Consider the following 22325-nt stretch of genomic DNA (forward strand, 5'->3'; position numbering starts at 1 on the left):
ACCACGCTGGCCGGCTACGGCATCACCGATGCCAGCGTAGCCAATCTGACCGACACCACCATCACCGCCCCCGCGGCTGGACACCTGCTGCGCTGGAACGGTAGCAAGTGGGTGAACGTCACGTTGGTCGCATCTGACATTCCGGCGCTCGACTGGAGCAAGATCGGCAGCGGCAAGCCGACCACCTTGGCCGGCTACGGCATCACCGATGCGGTAGCGCTCGCCGCGTTCACCGCCGCGAACCAATCGCTGGCGGCCAGCGGCTACCAGAAGCTGCCGGGAGGTTTGATTATTCAGTGGGGGCGCGCCGTGTTTACGGATACGTCGACAAGCGTTGGAGCCGTTACATCGAACGTCATCACGTTGCCCGTCACGTTCCCGACGAGGTGCCTTTGGGCAGCAGCGGGCGCCGGTGACGACGACGGGACGGTCGGCAATGAGAGCATCGAACATATCTTCTCCATGGCGGCCACAACGGCGTCCCAACTGACCCTCAAGGCGCTTCGTATCTATGGGAACTCTGGCGGGGGCGACGAGAGATACTCGGTCTATTGGCTTGCGATTGGCTACTAAGGGGGAATGATGAAAACGTATTTCAGCGCAACGACCTTGGGATTTTACGTCTCAGCTATCCACAGCGACCGGCCCGCGGATGCTGTCGAGATTGCGCACGAGGAGTATGTCGCACTACTAGAGGGCCAATCGGCCGGCCAGCTCATCGCAGCCGACGAGCAAGGCCGCCCGACGCTGGCTTCTCCGCCGCCGCCCCCGTTGGCCGAGCGCCGCGCTGCCGCGCTCGCCCGCCTCAACGCCGCCTGCGAAGCCGCGCTCGCCGCACTCAAGGCCGACTGCCCCGAGTCCGAGGTCAGCAGCTGGGCCAAGCAGGAGGCCGAGGCGCGCGCGCTGCAAGCCGACCCGGCCACGCCGACCCCGCTGCTGTCCGCCATCGCCGCCGCGCGCGGCCTGACGGCCGCCGAGCTGGCGGCGCGGGTGCTCGCCAAGTCGGACGCCTACGCCGTCGCCGCCGGCGCGCTGATCGGCCGGCGCCAGGCGCTCGAAGACGCGCTCGCCGCGATCGACCTCGGCGCGCCGGATGCCGAGGCGCGGATTGATGCGATCCGCTGGGATGATCAAGCAGCCCAGGATGGACGCTGATGTCTGTGGTTCAACTGATATTTACCGCTACCCCCGGGCCGATTTCTTGGCTGATTCGTGCTCGCGCCGGCGGGCCGTTCTCGCATGTCGCGCTCGTCGATGGCGAGCACGTCGTCGAGGCGGTCGCCGGCAAGGGCGTCGTGCGCCGCACGTTGGCCGAGGCGCTGGCCGGCGTGAGCCGCTGGGCGCTGATGACGGTGCCGCACGCGTCGCCCGAGGAGGTGCTGGCCGCCGCGCGCAGCCAGCTCGGCCGACCCTACGACTGGTCCGGCATCGCGGGGGTCGGCGTCGATCGCGACTGGCAGGAGCCGGACTCGTGGTTTTGTTCCGAGCTGGTCGCCTGGGCGTTCGAGCAAGCCGGCACGCCGCTGGTGCGCGCCGACGCGGTGTCGCGCGTCACGCCGCAGAACCTGTGGGTGCTGCCGCACCCAGTCACGTTGACGGCCCCCTAAGGCCTGCGACTGGCGACAAGAAAATAGCCGGCCAGGTGTTCCACCACCCGGCCGGCTCCTTCAACCCACTGACCATACCAGTGAGCCAAAGCCATTACACCGAGGCTCACCATGCAAGACATCCGCTGCGGTCGTTGCAACCGCAAGCTGGCCGAAGGCCAGATCATTCGCATCACCATCAAGTGCCCGCGCTGCGGGACCATGAACGCTGTGAGCGCCGCAGCGCCGAACCAGAACGCCCCGGAGCGTCTCTATACAGGCCACAGCCATGCAATCCACTCCCATCATCCCGTGGCTCGCCGACAAGCTGATTCCCCTCTTCCCGCCGCACGAGTGCTACGTCGAGGTGTTCGCCGGCGGCGCCGCGCTCTACTTCCTACGGCCGATGCCGGCTCAGACCGAGGTGCTCAACGACATCAACGGGGATCTCGTGAACCTCTACCGGGTGGTGCAGCACCACCTGGAAGAGTTCGTCCGCCAGTTCAAGTGGGCGATCAGCAGCCGGCAGATCTTCAAGTGGCAGCAGCTCACCGATCCGGCAACCCTCACCGACATCCAGCGCGCGGCCCGCTTCTACTACCTGCAACAGCATGCGTTCGGCGGCAAGATCGATGGGCGGACCTTTGGTACGGCCACGACCGGGCCGGCGATCAACCTGTGCCGCATCGAGGAGAACCTCAGCGCGGCGCACCTGCGCCTGGCCGGCACCTACGTCGAGAACCTGCCCTGGCAAGAGGTAATGCGCCGCTACGACCGCGCGCACACCTTCTTCTACGCCGACCCGCCCTATTGGCAGACCGAGGGCTACGGCGTCGACTTCGGCTTCGAGCAGTACCAGGAGCTGGCCGAGTTCATGCGGACCTGCAAGGGAAAGGTGATGGTGTCGATCAACGATCACCCGGACATCCGGGCGTGCTTCGACGGATTCCACATGGAGAGCCTCGGCATCAAATACGCCGTGGCCAACGTCCACGGAGAGGCTCAGACGAGCCGGGAGCTGGTCATCCAGAACTGGACGCCGGACGTGCTGGGGGGTCTGTTCTAGCGGCCAGCGTGACCTGACCGAGCAGTTGGCCGGCCTCGAACTTGAGGGCGGCCGACACGCTGCTGCAGAAGAAGCTGATGGAGTTGTCTTCGTGTTGCGTGGACAACGACAGGCCTAGCTTGTCCAGGCACTGGCAGAGGTTTTCCAGGGTATCTGTGATTGTGCGGCCGATCAGGGGGTTGAGGACTTGCGCTTGCGAGCGCCCCACCATGCTTTCCAACATCGTAAAAACCATTCAAATAAAATCCAGAAAGCATATTGTGGCGTTTTGTTCAGGACGGCGATATTGGCCTAAAGGTCAATACGCCCCCTTCAGCGCAGCCACCAACGCCGTCCGATTTGCCGTTCCCGTCTTGTCCCTCATGCTCGCGATGTGGGCCTTAACCGTCCGCACGGTGCAGCCCAACTGCTCGGCCAGTTCCAGATTGGTCAGCCCGTCGACCAGCAGCGCCGCCACTTCACGCTCTCGTTGCGTGAACACCGACAGGGTGGCATCGGCCCGTAATTGCGCTGTCGCGGCTTGGCGCAGCATGCCGATTAGCGCGCTGGCGGCCACCTCGATATCGACCCCAGCCAACACATCCGACTTGTCCGCCACCCGCTCCAAAACCATTTGCATATCAATCGCGTCCACCTTCTCCACGATGGCGTGGAGCGTGTTGGCGGACGGGGATGACATGCGGCGACCCTGATTTTTTCTGACGGTAGCCGCTCTAGGTTGTGCCCGCCACTGGCACAACCAAGCCTCACTGCCACGCCTGCGCGCGTGCGGCAGACTCGGCATGCAACTTCACTCCGGAGAACAGCATGTCCACCGATTTCCACCACGGCGTCCGCGTCCTCGAGATCAACGAAGGCACGCGGCCGATCCGCACCGTCTCCACCGCCGTCATCGGCCTGGTGGGGGTCGCGGAGGACGCCGACCCCGCCTTTTTCCCCGAAGACACCCCGGTCCTGATCACCGATGTCGACGCCGCGATCGGCAAGGCCGGCGATTCGGGCACGCTGGCCGCCTCGCTCGACGCCATCGCCGACCAGTCCAAGCCGCTGATCATCGCCGTGCGCGGCAAGAAAGGCGTCGACGAGGCGGCCACCACCAGCAACCTGATCGGCACCACCACCGCCGAAGGCAAGATGACCGGCATGAAGGCGCTGCTGACCGCGCAAGCGCGCTTCGGCATCAAGCCCCGCATCCTGGGCGCGCCGGGGCTGGACAACCTGCCGGTGGCCACCGAGCTCGCCAGCATCGCCAAGAAGCTGCGCGGCTTCGCCTACCTGTCCGCATGGAACAGCAAGACCAAGGAAGAGGCCGCCACCTACCAGGAGAACTTCGGCCAGCGCGAAGCGATGGTGATCTGGCCGGACTTCGTCAACTGGGACACCACCACCAACGCCGAGGTCACCGCCTACGCCACCGCGCGCGCGCTCGGCCTGCGCGCCTACATCGACGAGACCGAAGGCTGGCACAAGACGCTGTCGAACGTGCCGGTCGAGGGCGTCCAGGGCATCAGCCGCGACGTGTTCTGGGATCTGCAGGATCCGGCCACCGACGCGGGCTTCCTCAACGCGGCCAACGTCACCACGTTGATCCGCCGCGACGGCTTCCGCTTCTGGGGCTCGCGTACCTGCTCGGCCGACCCGCTGTTCGCCTTCGAGAACTACACCCGCACCGCGCAGGTGCTGGCGGACACGATGGCCGAAGCCCACTTCTGGGCGGTGGACAAGCCGATGCATCCGACCCTGGTGCGCGACATCGTCGAGGGCATCAACGCCAAGGGCCGCGAGCTCGTCAGCAATGGCTACCTGCTGGGCTTCAACTGCTGGTACGACGAGAACGCCAACACCAAGGACGCGCTCAAGGACGGCAAGCTCTACCTCGACTACGACTACACCCCGGTGCCGCCGCTCGAGAATCTGATGCTGCGCCAGCGCATCACCGACCGTTACCTGGTGGACTTCGCCGCCAGGGTGAACGCCTGATAACCCGTCCCCGCCGGCGGGCGGGGGCAACCGAAAGGAAGCCCGATGGCACTCCCACACACCCTGCGCCTGTTCAACGTGTTCGTGAACGGCGTCAGCTTCGTCGACCAGGCGCTCGAGCTGAAGCTGCCCAAGATCGCGATGAAGACCGAGGAATACAGCGGCGCCGGCATGATCGGCCCGGTCGCGCTACTCAAGGCGATCGAGAAGCTGGAGCTCGAGCACACCTACAACGGCCCGATCGAGGAGATCGTCGCCGACTTCGGCGCCGAGAAGCACGACGCCAGCCTCGTCCGCTTCATGGGCTCGTACTCCGAGGAAGGCAGCGGCACCGATCAGGCGGTCGAGATCGTCGTGCGCGGCCGCCACAACGAGTTCGACCAGAGCGACGCCAAGGCCGCCGAGAACGGCAACTGGAAGGTCAAGACCGACTGCACGTATTACAAGCAGACCGTCAACGGCAAGGTCTGGCTCGAGATCGACGTGGTCAACAAGATCTTCGTCGTCATGGGCGTCGACCGTCTCGCCCAGCACCGCAAGAACATCGGCCTGTGACATCAAGCCAACTTGATACGTTTATCAAGTTGGCGGCCCGCAAACCCTGATTCCACCGTGCAAACCCTCAAGCAAACTTGATAAACGGACCCCGACATGACCACCACCAAAACCATCACCCTCGACACCCCGATCAAGCGCGGCGACGACTCCATCATCACCATCGACCTCCGCAAACCGGCCGCCGGCGAGCTGCGCGGCTGCAACCTGACCGACCTGCTGCAGATGGACGTGGCCGCCCTACAGCGCGTGGTGCCGCGCATTTCCACGCCGGCGCTCACCGAGCAGGAAGTCGCCCGCATGGACCCGGCCGACCTGCTGCAGATGGGCTCCGAGGTAGCCGGTTTTTTGTTGCCGAAAGCCACGAAGCCGGAGGCATTCCAGCCCGAGTAGAAGACGCGATGGCGGACATCGCCACGGTGTTCCACTGGCAGCCGGCGGCGATGGACGCCTTCACCCTGACTGAACTGATGGAGTGGCGCGAGCGCGCCCGGCAACGAAGCGGAGCGGAAGATTGAGCAGCGTGCGTAACCTGAAGCTGGAAGTGATCCTGTCGGCGATCGACAAGGCGACGCGTCCGATCAAGACGGTGATGGGCAGCTCGCAAGGCCTGTCACGGCAGCTCAGGGACACCAAGGACAAGCTGCGCGACCTCAATGCCGCCCAGCAGAAGCTGGACGCGTTCACACACCTCAAGAAGAGCCAGCAGGACGCCGCGGGGGCAATCCAGAAAGCCCAGGATCGCACCCGCGAGCTGGCGCTGCGCCTCAACGAGGCGCGGCAGGCGGCCAAGCCCCTGCAGGAGACCTTCGACGCGGCCCAGACGCGCACCGACCAGTTGCGCGACCGCCAGAAGGCGCTCACCCAGCAGATGCGCGATCAGCAAGGCGAGCTCGGCCGCGCCAACGCCGCCTGGGAAAAGCAGCGAGCCAAGATCGCCGCGCTGAACGCGCAGCTCGCGAAGAACCCCACCGACCAGCTGCGCGCCGAGTACAAGCAGTTGACCGCCGTCCAGGTGGACAACCTCGCCAAGGTGCGCGCCCTCGAGGCGAGCCTCAAGCAGCTGAAGGGTCAGAAGCGCGAGGCTGGCCGCGAGCTGTTCAAGTACCGGGGCGAGCTGCAGCACCTCAAGAGTGCCGCGAAGGAGGCCTCGGCCAACGTCGGCCGGCTGGGAGCCGACTTCAACGCCGCGCGCGATAGCGCCCGCAGGCTCAAGGACCAGCATTCCCGGCAGTCGAGGGAACTCGAGGGGCTGCGCCGCGGGTTGCAGGCCGCCGGCATCAGCACCAAGGACATGGCCAGCGCCCAGACCACGCTACGCGAGCACGTCCGCAGAAGCACCGAATCCATCGACCGCCAGAACGACCGGCTGACGAAGCTCGCCGAACGCCAGAACCGCCAGCGCGCGGCGCGCGGCCAGTACGAGCAGCACCTGGAAAACCGCGACCGCGTCGCCGGCGCCGGTGCAGCGGCTGCCGGCGCCGGCAGCGCCGTGGGCCTGCCGATCGTCAAGATGGTCCGCGACTACAGCCGCTACGAAGACGCCATGCTGGGCGTGGCGCGCCAAGTGGAAGGCGCGCGCGACGCCAACGGTAAGCTGACGGCCACCTACTACCAGATGGGCGACGCCATCAAGGCGATGTCCGAAACCATCCCGATGGCAACGACGCAGATCGCGGCGCTGATCGAGGGCGGCGCGCGCATGGGCATCCAGGGCAAGGACAACCTGCTCGCCTTCGCCCGCACCGCCGCGCTCGCGTCGACCGCGTTCGACCTGCCGGCCGACCAGATCAGCGAAGACCTCGGCAAGATCGCCAACACCTACAAGATCCCGATCAAGAACATCGAGCAGCTCGGCGACGTCATCAACTACATGGACGACAACGCGCAGTCCAAGGGCGCCGACATCATCAACGTGATGCAGCGCATCGCCGGCAGCACCGGCAGCATGAACTTCAAGGAGGCGGCCGCGCTCGGCTCGACCTTCCTGTCGCTGGGCGCCTCGGCCGAGGTCGCCGCCACCGCGACCAAGGCCATGGTGCGCGAGCTGGCGATCGCCGAGAAACAGCCCAAGCGTTTCCAGGCCGGACTGAAAGAGCTGGGCCTGAACGCCAAGCAGATCCAGGCCGAGATGGCCAAGGACAGCACCGGCACGATCTTCAAGGTGCTCGAGGCGGTGAAGAAACTGCCCGAGGCCAAGCGCATGGGCGTCATGGTCGACCTGTTCAGCAAGGAGTACGGCGACGATGCGGCCAAGCTCGCCGACAACCTCGGCGAGTACCGCAAGCAGCTGGCGCTGGTGAACGAGGCCAAGGCCAGGGGCAGCATGGCGCGCGAGGGAGATGCCAAGAACGACACGCTGTCGGCCCAGTGGCAAATGCTGCAGAACAAGCTGTTCAACCAATCCAGCGGACTGGGCAGCACCCTGCGCCAGCCGCTGATCGATATCATGCAAGCGGCGGGCCGGGTCACCGACAAGATCACCGCTTGGACCAAGGCCAACCCGGAGCTGACCGCCACGCTGGTCAAGATCGCCGCCGTGGTCGCGGTGGTGCTAGCCGCGCTTGGCAGCCTGATGCTCGCTTTCGCCGGCTTTGCAGGGCCGATCATCGCCACCCGCTTCCTGGTGAAGTCCTTGGGCATCCAGTTTGGCAGCCTGCTGCCCGAGGCGGCCGGTCTGCGCAAAGCGATGGACAGCATGGCTCCCGCGCTCGGCCGAGTCTCCGCCGGAGCCGGTCAGGCCGCGGTTGCCGTCCGGGCAAAACTGGCCAAGGCCTGGCGGGATGCAGACCCCTCCGCGACCAAGACCTCCATGCTCGACTTCGCCAAAAGCCTGCGCGAACGCATCCCCATGGCTGCAGCACGAGCGAGGCTGAGTCTGGCCCTGCTCTGGGCCGCCACCAAACAGTGGACGATGGGCTTGGGTGGCGCGATCAAGGCCCGGATCATCAGCGCCACGCTGACCATGCGCGGCTACACCGCACAACTGTGGCAGGCCGTCCTGGCGCAGCGCGCGGCGATGGCCAGCAGATGGACGGGATTCAAGCAGTACGCCGGCGCCGCCGGCGCAAAGGGCATGGCTGGCGATGCGGCCAAGGGGGGATGGCGCTTCATCAAGGGCGGCGCAACGGCAGCGATTGGCGGGGCCGCTTCGGCCCTTTCAGGCCTGGCCCGCGCCTTCCTGTTTGTCAGCCGCCTGGCCATGGCCAACCCTATCGGCCTGGCACTGACCGCCGCCGCATTTCTCGTCATCAAGTACTGGGAGCCGATCAAGGCCTGGTTTACCGGCTTCTGGAAAGGGCTCACCGACGGACTGCGTCCACTTTCCGGCATCTTCGGCGCGACGTTCGCCAGCCTGGGAACGGCGCTTGCCCCGCTCAAGCCGGTATGGGATTGGCTGACCGCCGCGCTGGGCAGCGCCTGGAGCTGGCTGACCCAGCTTTTCACGCCGATCAACGCCACCAAGCAAAGCCTCGACGCCGCCAGCGCGAGCGGCAAGAACTTCGGTCAGTTCCTGGCCAACATCATCGTGGTTGCCGGCACGCTGGTCGCCAAGTTCCTGGAATTGCCGGCCAAGTTCGTCGGCATCGGCATGCAGATCATGCAAGGTCTGGTCAGCGGCATCACCAACGGCCTCGCCAGCGTGAAAAGCGCGATCACCGGCGCGGGCGCAAGCACCATCGCCTGGTTCAAGGAAAAGCTCGGCATCCACAGCCCGAGCCGCGTGTTCGCCGAGCTCGGCGGCTTCACCATGGCCGGCCTCGCCCAAGGCCTCGAGGGCGGCCAGGGCGGGCCGCTGGGCGCGGTGATGAGCGTCGCCAAGAAGCTCACCGCCGCCGGAGCCGGCATCGCGCTGGCCAGCGCCACCGGCATGGCCGCTGCGGTGCCGATCGACAACCGGCCGCCGGTCAGCGTGCCGCGCTCCGCGCCGGCGGCGACCGCCCCCATCACCATCACCGTGCAGGCCGCGCCGGGCATGAACGAGCAGTTGCTCGCCCAGCTCGTCGCGCGCGAGGTCGAGCGCCTGCAGCGCCAGACCGCCGCGCGCGGCCGTGGCCGCCTTACCGACAGGGATTGATCATGCTCGGCTTACCCATGATGGCCCTCGGCCTGTTCGTTTTCATGATGGAGACCATCCCCTACCAGCAGCTGCAGCAGCGCATCGGCTGGCGGCTGGCCAGCAACAGCCGGGTGGGCAAGCGGCCGACCTACCAGTTCCTCGGCCCGGACGAGGAATGCATCACCCTGTCGGGCGTGCTGATGCCCGAGCTGACCGGCGGCGACACCGCGCTGGCGCTGCTCAAACTGATGGCCGACCAGGGCAAGGCGTGGCCGCTGATCGAGGGCACCGGCATGATCTACGGCTTCTACGCCGTCGAGAGCATCGACACCGCGCGCGGCGACTTCTTCAGCGACGGCAAGGCGCGGCGCATCGACTTCACCATCACCCTCAAGCGCGTCGACGACACGCTGCTCGACACCCTCGGCGCGGTGACACGCGGCATGATGGAGCTGATCCTATGAGCTTTCAGGATCTGCTCGACCAGGGCGAGACGCTGTACAACCGGGGAGCCGACGCGGTCGGGGAACTGGCCGATACGGTGGCCGACCTCGCCGGCGCCGGCCAGCTGCAACAGCCGGCCTACCGCATCACCCTGAAGGGCAAGGACATCACCGCCAGCTTCGCCGACCGGCTGATGGCGCTCACCCTCTCCGACAACCGCGGCTTCGAGTCGGACGAGCTCGAGATCGTGCTCGACGACAGCGACGGCAAGCTCGACCTACCGCCGCGTGGCGTGGTGCTGGAAGCGGCCATCGGCTGGAAGGGCAAGGCGCTAGTCGACAAGGGGAGCTTCACGGTGGACGAGGTCGAGCACGCCGGCGCGCCGGACACGTTGACCATCCGCGCGCGCGCCACGGATCTGCGCGCCGGCATCGCCACCAAGCGCGAACGCAGCTGGCACAAGACCACCGTGGGCAAGATCGTGGAGGCGGTCGCCAAGGCCAACGGCCTGACCCCGTGCGTATCGGACTGGCTGGCCAAGCGGCCGGTCGACCACATCGACCAGACCAGCGAGTCCGACGCCAATCTGCTCACGAGGTTGGCCGAGCGGCACGACGCGATCGCCACGGTGAAAAGCGGCCGGCTGCTGTTCATCAAGGCCGGAGACGCCGAGAGCGCCACCGGCAAGCCCTTCCCTCTCGTGCGCATCACGCGCGCCAGCGGCGACCGCCACCGCTTCGCCGTGGCCGACCGCAATGCCTACACCGCGGTGAAAGCCTACTGGCACAACCTGGACAAGGCCGAGAAGGGCGAGGTGATCGTCGACGCCAACACCAAGTTCGAGCGGCGCCGGGGCGTCACGAAACGCGGCAAACCGACCAAGCGCAGCCACCTCACCGCGACCCAGGCCAAGGCGACCGAGCCCTCGGCGCAAAACTTCAAGGTGCTGCGCCACATCTACGCCACCGAGGCGACGGCGCTGCAGGCGGCCAAGGCGGCCTGGGAAAAGCTGCAGCGCGGCGTGGCCGAGTTCAGCATCACGCTCGCGCACGGCCGCCCGGAGATCTTCCCTGAGCTACCCGCCAAGGTGGCGGGCTTCAAGCCGGCGATCGACAGCTGCGACTGGCTGATCAGCAAGGCGACGCACTGCATCACGGGCAGCGGCTTCACTACGGCGCTTGAGCTGGAGATGAAGCTGGAGGACGTAAAACAATAACCCCAGAGGTATTGACTTGCGCAACAATGGGGTTATAATAACCCCACATCGTTACACAAGGAGAAGTATGAATAGTCGAGAGTTCATCCGAATGTTGGAGCGTGACGGCTGGTACGAGGTCAACTGCAAAGGTAGCCATCACCAGTTCAAACACCCGACAAAGAAAGGCCGCGTGACAGTAACGCACCCCACCAAAGATTTCGATATCAAGACGTGGAACAGCATGCTGAAACAAGCCGGACTGAAGTAAGAAACCGGCCCCGCAAGGGGCTGGTAACGACTATCCATATTTTCTCGCATTACCCAAGGCAGGAGCCGAAAAATGTTATTTCCTATCGCAATCGAGCCGGGTGACGACACTCACGCATTCGGTGTGGTAGTTCCCGATATCCCTGGCTGCTTCTCTGCTGGCGATACGCTTGATGAAGCACTGCGCAATGCCAAAGAAGCCATCGACTTTCATCTGGAAGGACTGGTGGAGGACGGGGACGATATTCCCGTGGCAAGCAGCGTGCAGACTCACGCCAGCAATCCCGAGTACGCCGGTTTTATCTGGGCTGTCGTGGATATCGATATCTCACAGTACCTTGGCAAGGCGGAGAAGATCAACGTAACCTTGCCGGCCTCGTTGATCACTCGTATTGATCGTTTTGTTTCCACCCACCCCGAGTACAAAACCCGCAGTGGCTTTCTTGCCAGCGCGGCGCTTGAGACCCTAGCCCACGGCTGACTCACTCACTTTTAAAAAAAACCATAAGAGACAAAGACCTGCCGCAACAAAAAAAGCGCCCCCTGAAGGGCGCTTTTTTATTAAGACTCATCGTTTTCTTGTCCAGCTACATTAAGGGTGACAATACCCTCTCTTACAAACCGCTCCAACACTTCCTCTGGAATCAAAAATTTTTCGGAAGCGACGGCTCGGCTCAAGGCCAGAAACCATTCATACTTGCTTGAATACTGTGGATTTTCCTTCGCCATCATATCAACACGATTCGCAGCAGACTTAAGCCAAAGCGAGTTGAAGGGGTTGACAATATTTCTATCTCTAAAATGGAGCACCCCCGCCCCCAATGCGCCATAAGCACATCTTATCTTCCAATAATCATCCGGTACTTCTATGTGATCAGCCAGCACCACAGCAGGAACCTTTACTTCTTTCTCCAAAGTCACCGCTTTCACTAGGGCATCGCTGAGCACAACCAGATTTTTACCAGAACGCCTTTCGTAATACTTGCCGTATGCAATAGCCCCCCTGATCAGGAAATAATGTGACAGTGCCATAAACCAAAGCAATTGCACAGCCTTCACAACTTTAGAGAGTTCGTCACCAACAATCAAAATTGAATCAGAATATATTATTACCTCAATTTCCTCTAACTCAACCGAATCAATACTTTTAACGAACTCATGATAAGCCTCCAGTGTCCCCCTAAAGTCTTTCGTTACCATGCTTGAAAAGCCAAGTATGTCGCAAAATGCGACATACTTGTTCCCGATCTCGCTAGGAAGATAATGACCTTCTGGCGACACACCAATCTCACGAAACATCACATCATCGATATCTTCTTCGTGGATTTGTTTTTCCAACTCCATCATGTGCCCCTAAAATTATCAACTATCAATCAGCTTTGACATGTGATCGTTTCAAATTCCGCCGGATCAATAATTTCTGCACCGTTCTCTAGAGCTTGTGCCAACTTAGCCGGCCCGGCCCTATTCCCCGCAACCAGATAATCCAGATTCTTCGTCACCGACTTGCGCACTACCATGCCTGCATCACGGGCCAGCCCTTCAAGCCGTGCGCGTTCAGCCGCCGATACGCCGGTTATCAACACCTCAAGCTCCGCATCGAAGCTGGAGTCGTCTTGTGCAAAGGTCGCGCCCGGCACATCGTCACGGAACTGCCGCGCCCACTCTTCCGGCCAACAAATCTCCCCCGTTTCCTCCGAGGTGATCTGGCCCACAACACGGTCGAGCCGGAAGGTCCGTACCGCGTTCCTCAACAGGCACACGCCCTCGATGTATTTGCCCTTCACGCCTTGAACCAGCACCTGACGGCTAGAGAAATCGCCATCGGCGTTCTGATAGGAAAAGTGGATGGTGTCCAGGACTCCGCCCCGCTTGCGGCTGCGGGGCTTGGGGGAAGGTGACGTTTTGAGGGGTGGCTTCGGTGTGGCACGCGAAGGTGTCGAAGGAGGCACGGGGACCACCCGTCCACGGTTTGCCACCGCAACGGCGAGATCGAACAGCTCGAAGGCCTCGTCGTTGCTGATCACGCCGTCCAGCCATGCGGCCTTCAGAGCGGCGGCCAGACGCCGGGAAGCTTCGTCGCTGGCGGCGGCCGGATTTTCCTGCAGCCACAGGTGCAGATCGGAAATCTCCTCCACATCCAGCGAGCCGTCTGCGGTCATTTGCCGGCAAAGCTGACGCAACTCTTCCAGCAGGGTGGCGGATGGAGCCGACGACCGCTTCATCTCGGCTTCCCACACGGCCCTTTTCGCTTGCAACTCGGCCAACTCCTTTTCGTGGGCGGCACGACGTTTGGCGACGGTGGAGCGATCGAATGGAGGAGGTGGAGATGGTGGTTGCGACGGTTGAGACGGTTGCGATGGAACGCGAGGAGTTGGCGATGGTGCGATGGCGACGGAGGAGTGCTCGGTCTTAGCATTGGCATAAATGCCTCCGGCCAAAATCAGCGCCAGAGCCCACTGCCACCATGAAGCATCCCCGCTGGCCAGGCCGAAGACGATGCCGGCCACGATGTTGGCGAAGACGAAGCCCACCAGATGCCTTACCGCCGCCCCTTTGCCACGGCTCTCCAGATCGGCGGCCATCGCCTTCCAGCCGTAGTAGAACGTGGCGCAGCCAAGAGCGAATGCGAGAACGTTCCCCATCGTCACCCCTTCGCCGCCGCGTACGCCTGGTAGAACGCCAGCCACGCCGAGCGCAGCTCGTCCGGGCTGTCACGCCAGTACCCCAGCACCATCATCTCGTCGGGCGAGAGCTTGCCGTCTGTTCCTTGACCGGTGACCACGTACAGCACATCGACGCCGTGCTGCGCCCACTGTTGCAAATTTTCCGCTTTGGGTGAGCTGTTGCCCGCCTCGTACGATGAGTAGGTACTGATTCCGACTCCGCCACGCTTCGCCATCTCGGTCTGCGTCCACCCAAAGCGGGTGCGCTCCTGCCACAGACGCTCACCGATTTTCTGATTTTCAGTGTTCATGCTTTACATTTTTCCGATTTCGGAAAATAATCCGTTTGTGCAATCAACAATTACACAATCATACCAGTGACATGAGAACGCCAAAACGACGCGCCCCAACAGGCATGCAATCCGACAAGCCGGTCGCCGTCCGCTTCTCCCCCGAAGAGAAGGACGAGCTCGTCGAGCTGTGCCAACGGGAAGACCGCACGCAGGGCAGCATGGTGCGGATCATCTACCTGATCGGGCTGATGCACTACAAGGCCGCGCGCGGGCTGAAGTAACGATAGCGCGCACCGCATACCCCCAAAACCACCCAACAGGGAGCGATCGCTTTGGAAACCATACGGGGCAGCCTGCAGATGATGTGCCGTGCGATGAACGGCGGCTGGACGGGCATGGCCGAGGCGCTGGGCACCTCGGTCCAGCGGCTGCAGAACCGCATCTACGCCCGCAAGGGACAGGCGGTGTCGGTCAAGACCGCGCTACAGATGCAGGACGCGAGCCAGACCACCTACTTCGCCGAGGCGGTCGCCCGGCACAGCGGCGGCGTGTTCATCCCGGTGCCGCCGATCGGCGACATCGGCGAGGAGGACATCCAGAAAAAGTACCTGCAGTTGCTCGAGCGCTTCGGCGAGCACGCCCGCGAGTACCGCGAGGCGATCGCCGACCGCCAGGTCTGCAAGCGCGAGCGCCGCAAGCTGGAAACCATCGGCGGCGAGATCTGCACGCTGACGGCCGAAATCAACCAGTACACCTTTCACCTTTTCTGCAAGCAGGACTGATTCATGGCCACGAAATGCGCTCACTGCGGCTCTGTCGCCCACACCCGTTCCAGCGAGTATCTGACCGAGATCACGCAGATCGAGTACTTCGCCTGCTCCAACGTGGCCTGCGGCCACACCTTCACCGCGCTGCGCGCGCACCACGAAACGCTGTCGCCGCCGGCGGTCCCGAACCCGCGCGTCAAGCTACCGCAAGCGACGCGCGCCCGGCTGATGGCGGTCCAGATCGCCCTGCGCAAGAAGGCTGACGACAGCCAGCAGGCACTGCCGCTGGACGACTAAACCGCCGCCCCACCCCCAATACGAATGACACCGTCACGGCCTGTTTTCGGCCGTGAGGGGATTGCTTTGCCTACGGAAACGGAAATGGACGCTCAACTCCACCAACAGATACTCGATCGGCTCGACCGGGAGTTCCGCTTCAAGAAGGAGCAGAACGGCTGGCTGCGTCAGGGCGAGTGCCCGAGCTGCGGCAAGAAGGAGCTGTTCGTCAACGCCGATCACCCGTGGGTTGTGCGCTGCGGGCGGCTGAACAAATGCAGCTACGAGGCGCACGCCCGCGATCTCTACAGCGACTTGTTCGAGAGCTGGAGCGAGCGTTTTCCCAAGCAGCCGGAAAACCCCAACGCGACGGCCGACGCCTACCTCGCGCAGGACCGCGGCTTCAGCCTGGAGATGATCAAGGGCTGGTACACCCAGGAGAGCTACTGGAGCCAGGAGCTGCAGATCGGCTCCGCGACGGTGCGCTTTCCCCTGCCCGGCATCGGCTACTGGGAACGCATCATCGACCGCCCGCACCGCTTCGGCCGCCGCAAGGCCACCTTCCGGGGCAACTACGGGGGCACCTGGTGGCAGGCGCCGAACCAGTCCTTCAGCGACGTGGACGAGGTCTGGATCGTCGAGGGCATCTTCAAAGCGATCGGGCTGCTCCACAACGGCATCGTCGCAGTGTCGGCGCTGTCGACCAGCAACTACCCGCACCTCGCGCTGGCCGCCTTGGCCGAGCAGTGCGCCGCCGCCGGCCGCGAACGGCCGCGTCTGGTCTGGGCATTCGACGACGACCCGGCCGGCCGCAAGGCGACGCGCTCGTACGCCAAGCGCGCCCGCGACGAGGGCTGGAAGTGCGATGCCGCGCTGTCACCGGCGCGCGGCAAGAACAAGCGCGACTGGGACGACCTGCACCGGCTGGGCGCGCTGACCGCGAAGGACATCGAGGAGTGCCGCTACCACGGCGCGCTGCTGATCGCCGAGACCGCCAGCGAGAAGGCCTGCCTGATGTACAGCAAGGGCAGCTGGAACACTTTCCCGTTCGACTTCGACAACCGGATGTACTGGTTCAAGCTGGACATGGACGCCTTCGGCGAAGAGATGAAGGCGCTGCGCGAGACCGACCCCGACAAGAGCGACGACGAACTGCGCCCGCTCGCGGTGGCCAAGGCGGGCGGCGTCAACGAGATCGCCAACTGCCTGCCGACGCCGCTCTACTTCCAGTCGAACACGATCACTGACGAGTCCTGGTACTACTTTCGCGTCGACTTCCCGCACGGCGGCCCGGCGGTGAAGAACACCTTCACCGGCGGCCAGCTTTCGAGCGCGAGCGAGTTCAAGAAGCGCCTGCTGTCGATGGCACCGGGCGCGGTGTGGACCGGCAACGCCGCGCAACTGGACCGCCTGCTGTCGCGTTGGACCTACAACATCAAATCGGTCCAGACGATCGACTACATCGGCTACAGCAAGGAGCACGGCTGCTACGTGTGGGGCGACATCGCCATCCAGGGCGGCAAGATCGTGCCGCTGAACGAGGAGGACTTTTTCGACCTGGACAAGCTGTCGATCAAGACCTTGTCGCAGTCGGTGGCGCTGCGCCTGAACACCGACGAAAAGGACTTCGACACCGAGTGGCTGGCCCACCTGTGGCGATGCTTTGGCGCCAAGGGCATCGTGGCGCTGGCCTACTGGTTCGGCAGCCTGTTCGCGGAGCAGATCCGCGAACGCCAGAAGTCCTACCCCTTCCTCGAGATCGTCGGCGAGGCCGGCGCCGGCAAATCGACGCTGATCGAGTTCCTGTGGAAGCTGTGCGGCCGCAGCGACTACGAGGGCTTCGACCCGGCCAAGGCCACCACCGCGGCGCGCGCGCGCAACTTCGCCCAGGTCGCCAACCTGCCGGTGGTGCTGATCGAATCCGACCGCGACAGCGCCGACACCGCCCACGGCCGCCCGGCCAAGAACTTCGACTGGGACGAGCTCAAGACCGCCTACAACGGCCGCAGCGTGCGCTCGCGCGGCATGAAGAACGGCGGCAACGAGACCTACGAACCGCCCTTCCGCGGTGCGATCGTGATCAGCCAGAACGCCACCGTGGCCGCGAGCGACGCGGTGATGCAGCGGATCTGCCACCTCTACTTCGAGCGCGCCGGCCACACCGAGGCTACCAAGGCTGCCGCCGGCCGGCTCGAGACGGCGAGCATGGACAGCCTCTCTGGCTTCCTGGTGCGCGCATGCCGCGCCGAGGAACAGGTCCTGCAGGCGCTGGACACCTACACCCCGCAGCATGAGCAGCACCTGCTGAGCCTGCCCACCGTGCGCCACTTCCGTATCGCCAAAAACCACGCCCAACTGCTGGCGCTGGTCGACGCCCTTCACCACGTCGTACCGCTCACCGAGGAGCAGCACAGCGCCGCCTACCGGCAGATCGAAGCGATGGCCGCCGAGCGCCAGCAGACGATCAACGCCGACCACCCGCTGGTGGCCGAGTTCTGGGAAATCTTCGACTTCCTCGACGGCACCGGCGAGGAGGACGAAGGCCAGCCGATCCTCAACCACAGCCGCGACCCGAACCTGATCGCCATCAACCTCAACCACTTCCTCGAGGTGGCGACCGACCGCAAGCAGAAGGTGCCGCCGCTGGCCGACCTGAAGCGCGTGCTGAAGACCAGCCGCAGCCGGAAGTTCGTAGACATCAAGGCCGTCAACTCGGCCATCCACGCCCATTTCAACGCCAACACCCACGGGCCGAAGAAGCCCAGCACGCTGAAGTGCTGGGTCTTCAACGCCTGATTCCTAGAGCCTCAGAAAGGAGCATGACCATGCAGTTGCCCCACTTCGAACGCCTGATCGCCGCGGCCGACGCCGTGCTCGGGCAAGTCCAGAACGGCGAGCTGTTCTGCCACGGCGAACCGTACATCAGCCGCAACAGCGAGATCCTCGACGAGCTCGAGGCGGCCACGGAGGCCGCGCGATCGAGCGACAGCCACACAAACCCGGCGGTAGGCATCACCGCAAGCTACGTGGGCGTGTGCCAGTTGCTGGCCAGGCTCGCTCATCACTTCGACGACGAATTCGACAAGGAGTGCATCGGCCGCGCGCTGCAGGACTGCGCCCAAACCTTCCCTGACTCGCTCGAGCTGATCGAAACGAGCGGCGGCTGGTCCCTGGAACCCAAGTTCAACCACACCCAACAGGGAGACGCGCAATGAACAGCAGCCAACTCGACCGCCTCGACAGCATCGCCAGCGAGGCCCGCAACGGCATCGGCGACCGCGTCGGCGTGTTGTCCACCGGCGAGCGCTTGTACGTGGCGCTGGCGGCCAACCGCCTGGACCTGATGCCCGACTACACCATCGCGCAAGCCCTCGCTCGCCTGGACGACGGCGACATCGACGAGCTGATCACGCGCTGGCGCTATGCATGAGAACCGCACCAACAACGCCCACTGTCATCGACCTGATCATCGAGGAGTACCGACCATGCTGAACACGACCATCGAAAACCCGCGCGAGATCCGCGCCAAGCTCGGCCTCAACCAGCAAGAGTTCTGGAGCCGCATCGGCGTCACCCAATCCGGCGGCAGCCGCTACGAGAGCGGCCGCAACATGCCCAAGCCGGTGCGCGAGCTGCTGCGCCTGGTACACGTCGAACAGATCGACCTTGCCGCAGTGCGCCGCGAAGACTTCGAGATCACGGCCTACCTGAAGGACACCCACCCTGATCTGTACGAGAGCCTGAGGAAGGCGATGAAGGCCGGCACGGACACTCAAGCTCAAGGGGAGGCAGCATGAACAAGCCATTCGCCAAGCTGTTTGAAACCGACCGTGGGCAGATCCTGGTGAAGATCGACGCCGACGAAGACGGCGCGCCGGAAATCCGTTTCTACGCAGAGCCTACCGGCTTGGGTGTCTGCTCTCTCGCCCTGTCATACGAGGACTTCGACAACGGATGGGATGCAGCAGAGCATGCCTTCGGCAAGGTTGATCAACAAATTGCCATGCAGGCAACTGAGAAGCTGTTTGAGACGGCAAACAAGCTGGCAGGAGGTGAAGCATGACTCCGCGCGACCCAAAGAAGCACCCGAAGGTACTTATCGCTGCACAGTACGAGCCGGGACTTATCCAAGTTAGCCAGAGGAGCACCAATAGAATGGGAGGGCCGCGTGGGTAGCATGTTTCTGTCTGCTGAGGAAATCGCCTCCCTCACCGGCAGGAAGCGCGTGCATCTGCAGCGCGAGTGGCTGATTCAGCGCGGCTGGCTGTTCGAAGAGAACGCCGCCGGCCGCCCTGTAATACTCCGCAGCTATGCCGAATCCCGGCTGTCGGGCCACAAGGCCCGGCCGGCCGGGCCGGTGACTCAGCAACCTAACTTTGCAGCATTGAGACGTTGAAACGATGGGCCGTAACCGAACCAAGAACCGCACTCTGCCGCGCCACATGCACCAGAAAGGCCGCAACTACTACTTCGTGTCGATGGTGGACGGGAAGTTGAAGTGGGTGCCTCTTGGCCAGGATCTGGCCGCCGCCCGCTTGAAGTGGGCCGAACTGGAAAACGTCATCGACACCGAGAGGGAGGCGCCGACTTTTGACGACGCCGCTCTCCGGTACCAGCGTGACGTCCTGCCAGAGAAGTCACCGAAGACCCAGGAGGAATACACCCGTCAGCTAGAAACCCTGCGGAAGGTATTCGGCAAGGTGCCGCTGGACACCATCACCCCACAGTTCGTGCGTCGCTACCTGGACGATCGCGGCGCCAAGGTGGCGGGCAACCGGGAGATCGCCGTGCTGAGTACGGTGTTCAACCATGCCAGGGAATGGGGCTACACCGCAGCAGCCAACCCTTGCGCCGGCGTGCGCCGGCACACCGAAAAGGGCCGGGTGCGCTACATCGAGGACAAGGAGTTGCTGGCGGTAGTCGCCAAGGCCTGCCGCCCGCTGCAAGATGCGATGGAGCTGGCCTACTACACCGGCCAGCGGCCGTCCGACGTGCTCAAGCTGAAGCGAACCGACATCCGCGAGGGCAGCCTGTGGATCCGCCAGTCCAAGACCAAGGCCGCACTGCGCATCGACATCGACGGCCCGCTGCTGGACGTCATCATCCGCGTTACCACGCAGCAGCCTCCGCTACCGCCTGGCGCAGTCCGCACCCTGTACCTGGTGCAGGACGAGAGCGGGCAGCCGTTGAGCTACCGCTCGTTGCACTGGCGCTTCTCCAAGGCCCGTCTCGCCGCCGGCGTGCCCGACTTCCAGTTCCGTGACATCCGGGCCAAGAGCGCAACCGACGTCGAGGAGGTAACAGGCCTTGGGCACGCTCAGCGATTGCTCGGCCACCAGACCAGGACGATGACCGAGCACTACGTCAAAGACCGCATCGGTTACCGCGTCGCCCCCAACAAGAAGGTGCTCTCCGCACCGAAGAAAAGGCGGGGCTAGCGATCTAAAACAAGTACCCGTTACCCTGTGTTTATTGGGGTTTTGCGGGGGTTCAGGCATGTTTTTTTAGAACGGGAAACGCCGTAAAACACTGAATGTGTTGTATTTGCCGCATAACTCGAAATCAGGCGTACGGTTTCCCCGTACCGAGGGTTCGAATCCCTCCCTCTCCGCCAGTCAGCCCAATCAAGCCCTTGAGAAATCGAGGGCTTTTTTGTTTTTCACGCTTCTATCCACAAAGTGGCCGACAATTTCTGAACTGCCTGTCTGGCAGTGAACGCCGAGCTGCCAGGCGACGGTGTCGCCCCACATTTCTGAGCTGCCTATCCGGCAGTGAACGCCCGTTGCAGCTTCGATACCGTCACGGTCAATTTCTGAGCTGCCTATCCGGCAGTGAACATCACGGCAACTGGCTGAACGCGCTGCATGCGTTTTCTGAGCTGCCTATCCGGCAGTGAACGTCGGCACCCTTGGACTGCGCGTTGTCGTCCATTTCTGAGCTGCCTATCCGGCAGTGAACAGCAACCGTCAGAAGATCGCCGCTATGCGCGCTTTCTGAGCTGCCTATCCGGCAGTGAACGGCATCGGCGGCGCGGTCATCGGCTGGTTCAATTTCTGAGCTGCCTATCCGGCAGTGAACTTGCCGCCGGCCTGCTGCGCCCGCGCGAGCGCTTTCTGAGCTGCCTATCCGGCAGTGAACGAAGCACTACGAGCTGTGGGAATGCCGCGGCTTTTCTGAGCTGCCTATCCGGCAGTGAACGGCGAGCGTCTTGGTGCCGATCAGGGCAGGGATTTCTGAGCTGCCTATCCGGCAGTGAACAGAACCTCACCAACCGCCGCCGCGACGAACACTTTCTGAGCTGCCTATCCGGCAGTGAACGGCCTCGCTCAAGTCGGCGGCGTTCAGAAACATTTCTGAGCTGCCTATCCGGCAGTGAACGCCAACAGCACGTCGCAGGCGCCGATCATGTTTTTCTGAGCTGCCTATCCGGCAGTGAACTCGGACAGGCTGTCGCGCGCCGCCTTGGGCAATTTCTGAGCTGCCTATCCGGCAGTGAACCATCTGCTGGTTGGTCAAACCATGCTCGAGCATTTCTGAGCTGCCTATCCGGCAGTGAACGCGGGTCCAGCGGCTGTAGATCGCGGCGGCGTTTTCTGAGCTGCCTATCCGGCAGTGAACGGCGACCGCCTCGACGACGTGCTCGCCATCGATTTCTGAGCTGCCTATCCGGCAGTGAACGATGCAATACAAGCTGCACTTTTTCGCATGGTTTTCTGAGCTGCCTATCCGGCAGTGAACGCAAGTCGGCGGCGGGCTGGTCGAGAGCATGCATTTCTGAGCTGCCTATCCGGCAGTGAACGTCCCAGAAGGTGTTGACCGGCACGGACGGCATTTCTGAGCTGCCTATCCGGCAGTGAACGCGACGAGGAGCTGTAGTCGGCAGATTCAAGCTTTCTGAGCTGCCTATCCGGCAGTGAACTCGGTGGCGACCGTGTAGCCGCCCTCCGAGCCTTTCTGAGCTGCCTATCCGGCAGTGAACTTGATGTCGCCGCCAGAGGGTTTACGGAATTCTTTCTGAGCTGCCTATCCGGCAGTGAACGACATCCATGACGAGAAGTGGCAGCGCGCGATTTTCTGAGCTGCCTATCCGGCAGTGAACTTCCGCGCCGGCGTGATCGCCCACCGCCTCGATTTCTGAGCTGCCTATCCGGCAGTGAACGCGGACCG

Annotated in this window: 27 protein-coding genes, 1 pseudogene and 1 CRISPR repeat array; of the genes and pseudogenes, 24 read left to right on the forward strand and 4 right to left on the reverse strand. The window is 63.5% G+C overall.

Features of this window, described 5'->3' with window-relative positions; translation table 11 throughout:
- The 5 genes and pseudogenes from EV683_RS04575 to EV683_RS04595 all read left to right on the forward strand — a co-directional run.
- Positions 1-573 (forward strand): gp53-like domain-containing protein (locus tag EV683_RS04575; protein ID WP_207910399.1); only part of this gene is annotated, 573 nt, incomplete at its 5' end.
- A 9-nt stretch (positions 574-582) separates the two neighbouring features.
- The gene (locus EV683_RS04580; protein WP_165916783.1) at positions 583-1155 is read left to right on the forward strand and encodes a hypothetical protein; all 573 of its coding nucleotides are present in this window, start codon (positions 583-585) and stop codon (positions 1153-1155) included.
- Positions 1155-1607: a C40 family peptidase gene (locus EV683_RS04585; protein WP_131861994.1), complete on the forward strand. Its 453-nt coding sequence runs from the start codon at positions 1155-1157 to the stop codon at positions 1605-1607. Before EV683_RS04580 ends, EV683_RS04585 begins: the two co-directional genes overlap by 1 nt.
- A gap of 111 nt (positions 1608-1718) precedes the next feature.
- Positions 1719-1835: pseudogene (locus EV683_RS14680) on the forward strand (Com family DNA-binding transcriptional regulator); the annotation flags it as partial.
- A gap of 40 nt (positions 1836-1875) precedes the next feature.
- Positions 1876-2652 carry a DNA adenine methylase gene (locus tag EV683_RS04595; protein WP_131861995.1) on the forward strand — a complete coding sequence of 259 codons (777 nt, stop codon included), beginning with the start codon at positions 1876-1878 and terminating at the stop codon, positions 2650-2652.
- A 298-nt stretch (positions 2653-2950) separates the two neighbouring features.
- Here the strand turns inward: EV683_RS04595 and EV683_RS04600 are convergent, their stop codons facing one another.
- Positions 2951-3331 (reverse strand): helix-turn-helix domain-containing protein, encoded by a 381-nt coding sequence (locus EV683_RS04600; RefSeq protein WP_165916784.1) that lies wholly within the window; start codon positions 3329-3331, stop codon positions 2951-2953.
- Between the two features lie 128 nt (positions 3332-3459).
- Here EV683_RS04600 and EV683_RS04605 point away from each other — a divergent pair, with 128 nt between their 5' ends.
- The 9 genes from EV683_RS04605 (at position 3460) to EV683_RS04645 (ending at position 11637) form a co-directional block, all read left to right on the forward strand.
- Positions 3460-4632, forward strand: coding sequence for a phage tail sheath protein (locus tag EV683_RS04605; RefSeq protein WP_131861997.1), 1173 nt, complete (start codon positions 3460-3462; stop codon positions 4630-4632).
- A 45-nt stretch (positions 4633-4677) separates the two neighbouring features.
- Positions 4678-5187 (forward strand): phage major tail tube protein, encoded by a 510-nt coding sequence (locus EV683_RS04610; RefSeq protein WP_131861998.1) that lies wholly within the window; start codon positions 4678-4680, stop codon positions 5185-5187.
- A gap of 96 nt (positions 5188-5283) precedes the next feature.
- A complete protein-coding gene (locus EV683_RS04615) occupies positions 5284-5580 on the forward strand; it encodes a phage tail assembly protein (RefSeq protein WP_131861999.1) in 297 nt (98 codons plus the stop codon).
- Between the two features lie 8 nt (positions 5581-5588).
- Positions 5589-5705, forward strand: a complete 117-nt coding sequence (locus EV683_RS04620; RefSeq protein WP_131862000.1) for a GpE family phage tail protein — start codon at positions 5589-5591, stop codon at positions 5703-5705.
- 5 nt (positions 5706-5710) lie between these two features.
- Positions 5711-9265 (forward strand): phage tail tape measure protein, encoded by a 3555-nt coding sequence (locus tag EV683_RS04625; RefSeq protein WP_243694715.1) that lies wholly within the window; start codon positions 5711-5713, stop codon positions 9263-9265.
- A gap of 2 nt (positions 9266-9267) precedes the next feature.
- Positions 9268-9711: a phage tail protein gene (locus EV683_RS04630; protein ID WP_207910400.1), complete on the forward strand. Its 444-nt coding sequence runs from the start codon at positions 9268-9270 to the stop codon at positions 9709-9711.
- On the forward strand, positions 9708-10907 hold the full coding sequence (locus EV683_RS04635; protein WP_131862002.1) for a phage late control D family protein: 1200 nt from the start codon (positions 9708-9710) through the stop codon (positions 10905-10907). Before EV683_RS04630 ends, EV683_RS04635 begins: the two co-directional genes overlap by 4 nt.
- A gap of 67 nt (positions 10908-10974) precedes the next feature.
- On the forward strand, positions 10975-11157 hold the full coding sequence (locus EV683_RS04640) for a type II toxin-antitoxin system HicA family toxin (protein ID WP_131862003.1): 183 nt from the start codon (positions 10975-10977) through the stop codon (positions 11155-11157).
- Positions 11158-11229: 72 nt separating this feature from the next.
- The gene (locus tag EV683_RS04645) at positions 11230-11637 is read left to right on the forward strand and encodes a type II toxin-antitoxin system HicB family antitoxin (protein ID WP_131862004.1); all 408 of its coding nucleotides are present in this window, start codon (positions 11230-11232) and stop codon (positions 11635-11637) included.
- 80 nt (positions 11638-11717) lie between these two features.
- Here EV683_RS04645 and EV683_RS04650 read toward each other — a convergent pair whose 3' ends face one another.
- Genes EV683_RS04650 through EV683_RS04660 form a run of 3 tightly spaced genes read right to left on the reverse strand, consistent with a single transcriptional unit; the run spans position 11718 to position 14133 of the window.
- A complete protein-coding gene (locus tag EV683_RS04650) occupies positions 11718-12500 on the reverse strand; it encodes a hypothetical protein (protein WP_165916785.1) in 783 nt (260 codons plus the stop codon).
- A 29-nt stretch (positions 12501-12529) separates the two neighbouring features.
- Positions 12530-13801 (reverse strand): BRCT domain-containing protein, encoded by a 1272-nt coding sequence (locus EV683_RS04655; protein WP_131862006.1) that lies wholly within the window; start codon positions 13799-13801, stop codon positions 12530-12532.
- 2 nt (positions 13802-13803) lie between these two features.
- Positions 13804-14133 (reverse strand): helix-turn-helix domain-containing protein, encoded by a 330-nt coding sequence (locus EV683_RS04660; RefSeq protein WP_131862007.1) that lies wholly within the window; start codon positions 14131-14133, stop codon positions 13804-13806.
- Between the two features lie 104 nt (positions 14134-14237).
- Between EV683_RS04660 and EV683_RS14250 the strand changes: the two genes are divergently transcribed.
- The 10 genes from EV683_RS14250 (at position 14238) to EV683_RS04705 (ending at position 20596) form a co-directional block, all read left to right on the forward strand.
- Positions 14238-14396 carry a hypothetical protein gene (locus tag EV683_RS14250; RefSeq protein ID WP_165916786.1) on the forward strand — a complete coding sequence of 53 codons (159 nt, stop codon included), beginning with the start codon at positions 14238-14240 and terminating at the stop codon, positions 14394-14396.
- A gap of 51 nt (positions 14397-14447) precedes the next feature.
- Positions 14448-14897, forward strand: a complete 450-nt coding sequence (locus EV683_RS04665) for a YmfL family putative regulatory protein (protein ID WP_131862008.1) — start codon at positions 14448-14450, stop codon at positions 14895-14897.
- 3 nt (positions 14898-14900) lie between these two features.
- Positions 14901-15179, forward strand: a complete 279-nt coding sequence (locus tag EV683_RS04670) for an Ogr/Delta-like zinc finger protein (RefSeq protein ID WP_131862009.1) — start codon at positions 14901-14903, stop codon at positions 15177-15179.
- A gap of 84 nt (positions 15180-15263) precedes the next feature.
- Positions 15264-17954 (forward strand): toprim domain-containing protein, encoded by a 2691-nt coding sequence (locus EV683_RS04675; protein ID WP_131862010.1) that lies wholly within the window; start codon positions 15264-15266, stop codon positions 17952-17954.
- 29 nt (positions 17955-17983) lie between these two features.
- Positions 17984-18373 carry a hypothetical protein gene (locus tag EV683_RS04680; protein ID WP_131862011.1) on the forward strand — a complete coding sequence of 130 codons (390 nt, stop codon included), beginning with the start codon at positions 17984-17986 and terminating at the stop codon, positions 18371-18373.
- Entirely contained in the window at positions 18370-18588 is a 219-nt protein-coding gene (locus EV683_RS04685) for a hypothetical protein (RefSeq protein ID WP_131862012.1), read from the forward strand. The genes EV683_RS04680 and EV683_RS04685 overlap by 4 nt, the downstream gene beginning before the upstream one ends.
- Positions 18589-18643: 55 nt before the next feature.
- A complete protein-coding gene (locus EV683_RS04690) occupies positions 18644-18955 on the forward strand; it encodes a helix-turn-helix domain-containing protein (RefSeq protein ID WP_131862013.1) in 312 nt (103 codons plus the stop codon).
- The gene (locus EV683_RS04695; protein ID WP_131862014.1) at positions 18952-19221 is read left to right on the forward strand and encodes a hypothetical protein; all 270 of its coding nucleotides are present in this window, start codon (positions 18952-18954) and stop codon (positions 19219-19221) included. Before EV683_RS04690 ends, EV683_RS04695 begins: the two co-directional genes overlap by 4 nt.
- A 114-nt stretch (positions 19222-19335) precedes the next feature.
- Positions 19336-19554 (forward strand): DUF4224 domain-containing protein, encoded by a 219-nt coding sequence (locus EV683_RS04700; protein WP_243694717.1) that lies wholly within the window; start codon positions 19336-19338, stop codon positions 19552-19554.
- A gap of 4 nt (positions 19555-19558) precedes the next feature.
- Positions 19559-20596 carry a tyrosine-type recombinase/integrase gene (locus EV683_RS04705; RefSeq protein WP_207910401.1) on the forward strand — a complete coding sequence of 346 codons (1038 nt, stop codon included), beginning with the start codon at positions 19559-19561 and terminating at the stop codon, positions 20594-20596.
- Positions 20597-20847: 251 nt separating this feature from the next.
- Positions 20848-22317: direct repeats of the CRISPR family, unit length 28 nt; unit sequence TTTCTGAGCTGCCTATCCGGCAGTGAAC.
- Positions 22318-22325 lie beyond the last annotated feature (8 nt).

The organism is Crenobacter luteus (assembly GCF_004345725.1).
GTDB lineage: Bacteria > Pseudomonadota > Gammaproteobacteria > Burkholderiales > Chromobacteriaceae > Crenobacter > Crenobacter luteus.

Excerpts from the sequence above, each read along its gene's own strand:
- EV683_RS04580 (WP_165916783.1), top strand. The coding sequence starts at position 583 with ATGAAAACGTATTTCAGCGCAACGACCTTGGGATTTTACGTCTCAGCT.
- EV683_RS04585 (WP_131861994.1), top strand. The coding sequence starts at position 1,155 with ATGTCTGTGGTTCAACTGATATTTACCGCTACCCCCGGGCCGATTTCT.
- EV683_RS04595 (WP_131861995.1), top strand. The coding sequence starts at position 1,876 with ATGCAATCCACTCCCATCATCCCGTGGCTCGCCGACAAGCTGATTCCC.
- EV683_RS04600 (WP_165916784.1), bottom strand. The coding sequence starts at position 3,331 with ATGTCATCCCCGTCCGCCAACACGCTCCACGCCATCGTGGAGAAGGTG.
- EV683_RS04605 (WP_131861997.1), top strand. The coding sequence starts at position 3,460 with ATGTCCACCGATTTCCACCACGGCGTCCGCGTCCTCGAGATCAACGAA.
- EV683_RS04610 (WP_131861998.1), top strand. The coding sequence starts at position 4,678 with ATGGCACTCCCACACACCCTGCGCCTGTTCAACGTGTTCGTGAACGGC.
- EV683_RS04615 (WP_131861999.1), top strand. The coding sequence starts at position 5,284 with ATGACCACCACCAAAACCATCACCCTCGACACCCCGATCAAGCGCGGC.
- EV683_RS04620 (WP_131862000.1), top strand. The coding sequence starts at position 5,589 with ATGGCGGACATCGCCACGGTGTTCCACTGGCAGCCGGCGGCGATGGAC.
- EV683_RS04630 (WP_207910400.1), top strand. The coding sequence starts at position 9,268 with ATGCTCGGCTTACCCATGATGGCCCTCGGCCTGTTCGTTTTCATGATG.
- EV683_RS04635 (WP_131862002.1), top strand. The coding sequence starts at position 9,708 with ATGAGCTTTCAGGATCTGCTCGACCAGGGCGAGACGCTGTACAACCGG.
- EV683_RS04640 (WP_131862003.1), top strand. The coding sequence starts at position 10,975 with ATGAATAGTCGAGAGTTCATCCGAATGTTGGAGCGTGACGGCTGGTAC.
- EV683_RS04645 (WP_131862004.1), top strand. The coding sequence starts at position 11,230 with ATGTTATTTCCTATCGCAATCGAGCCGGGTGACGACACTCACGCATTC.
- EV683_RS04650 (WP_165916785.1), bottom strand. The coding sequence starts at position 12,500 with ATGGAGTTGGAAAAACAAATCCACGAAGAAGATATCGATGATGTGATG.
- EV683_RS04655 (WP_131862006.1), bottom strand. The coding sequence starts at position 13,801 with ATGGGGAACGTTCTCGCATTCGCTCTTGGCTGCGCCACGTTCTACTAC.
- EV683_RS04660 (WP_131862007.1), bottom strand. The coding sequence starts at position 14,133 with ATGAACACTGAAAATCAGAAAATCGGTGAGCGTCTGTGGCAGGAGCGC.
- EV683_RS14250 (WP_165916786.1), top strand. The coding sequence starts at position 14,238 with ATGCAATCCGACAAGCCGGTCGCCGTCCGCTTCTCCCCCGAAGAGAAG.
- EV683_RS04670 (WP_131862009.1), top strand. The coding sequence starts at position 14,901 with ATGGCCACGAAATGCGCTCACTGCGGCTCTGTCGCCCACACCCGTTCC.
- EV683_RS04675 (WP_131862010.1), top strand. The coding sequence starts at position 15,264 with ATGGACGCTCAACTCCACCAACAGATACTCGATCGGCTCGACCGGGAG.
- EV683_RS04680 (WP_131862011.1), top strand. The coding sequence starts at position 17,984 with ATGCAGTTGCCCCACTTCGAACGCCTGATCGCCGCGGCCGACGCCGTG.
- EV683_RS04685 (WP_131862012.1), top strand. The coding sequence starts at position 18,370 with ATGAACAGCAGCCAACTCGACCGCCTCGACAGCATCGCCAGCGAGGCC.
- EV683_RS04690 (WP_131862013.1), top strand. The coding sequence starts at position 18,644 with ATGCTGAACACGACCATCGAAAACCCGCGCGAGATCCGCGCCAAGCTC.
- EV683_RS04695 (WP_131862014.1), top strand. The coding sequence starts at position 18,952 with ATGAACAAGCCATTCGCCAAGCTGTTTGAAACCGACCGTGGGCAGATC.
- EV683_RS04700 (WP_243694717.1), top strand. The coding sequence starts at position 19,336 with ATGTTTCTGTCTGCTGAGGAAATCGCCTCCCTCACCGGCAGGAAGCGC.
- EV683_RS04705 (WP_207910401.1), top strand. The coding sequence starts at position 19,559 with ATGGGCCGTAACCGAACCAAGAACCGCACTCTGCCGCGCCACATGCAC.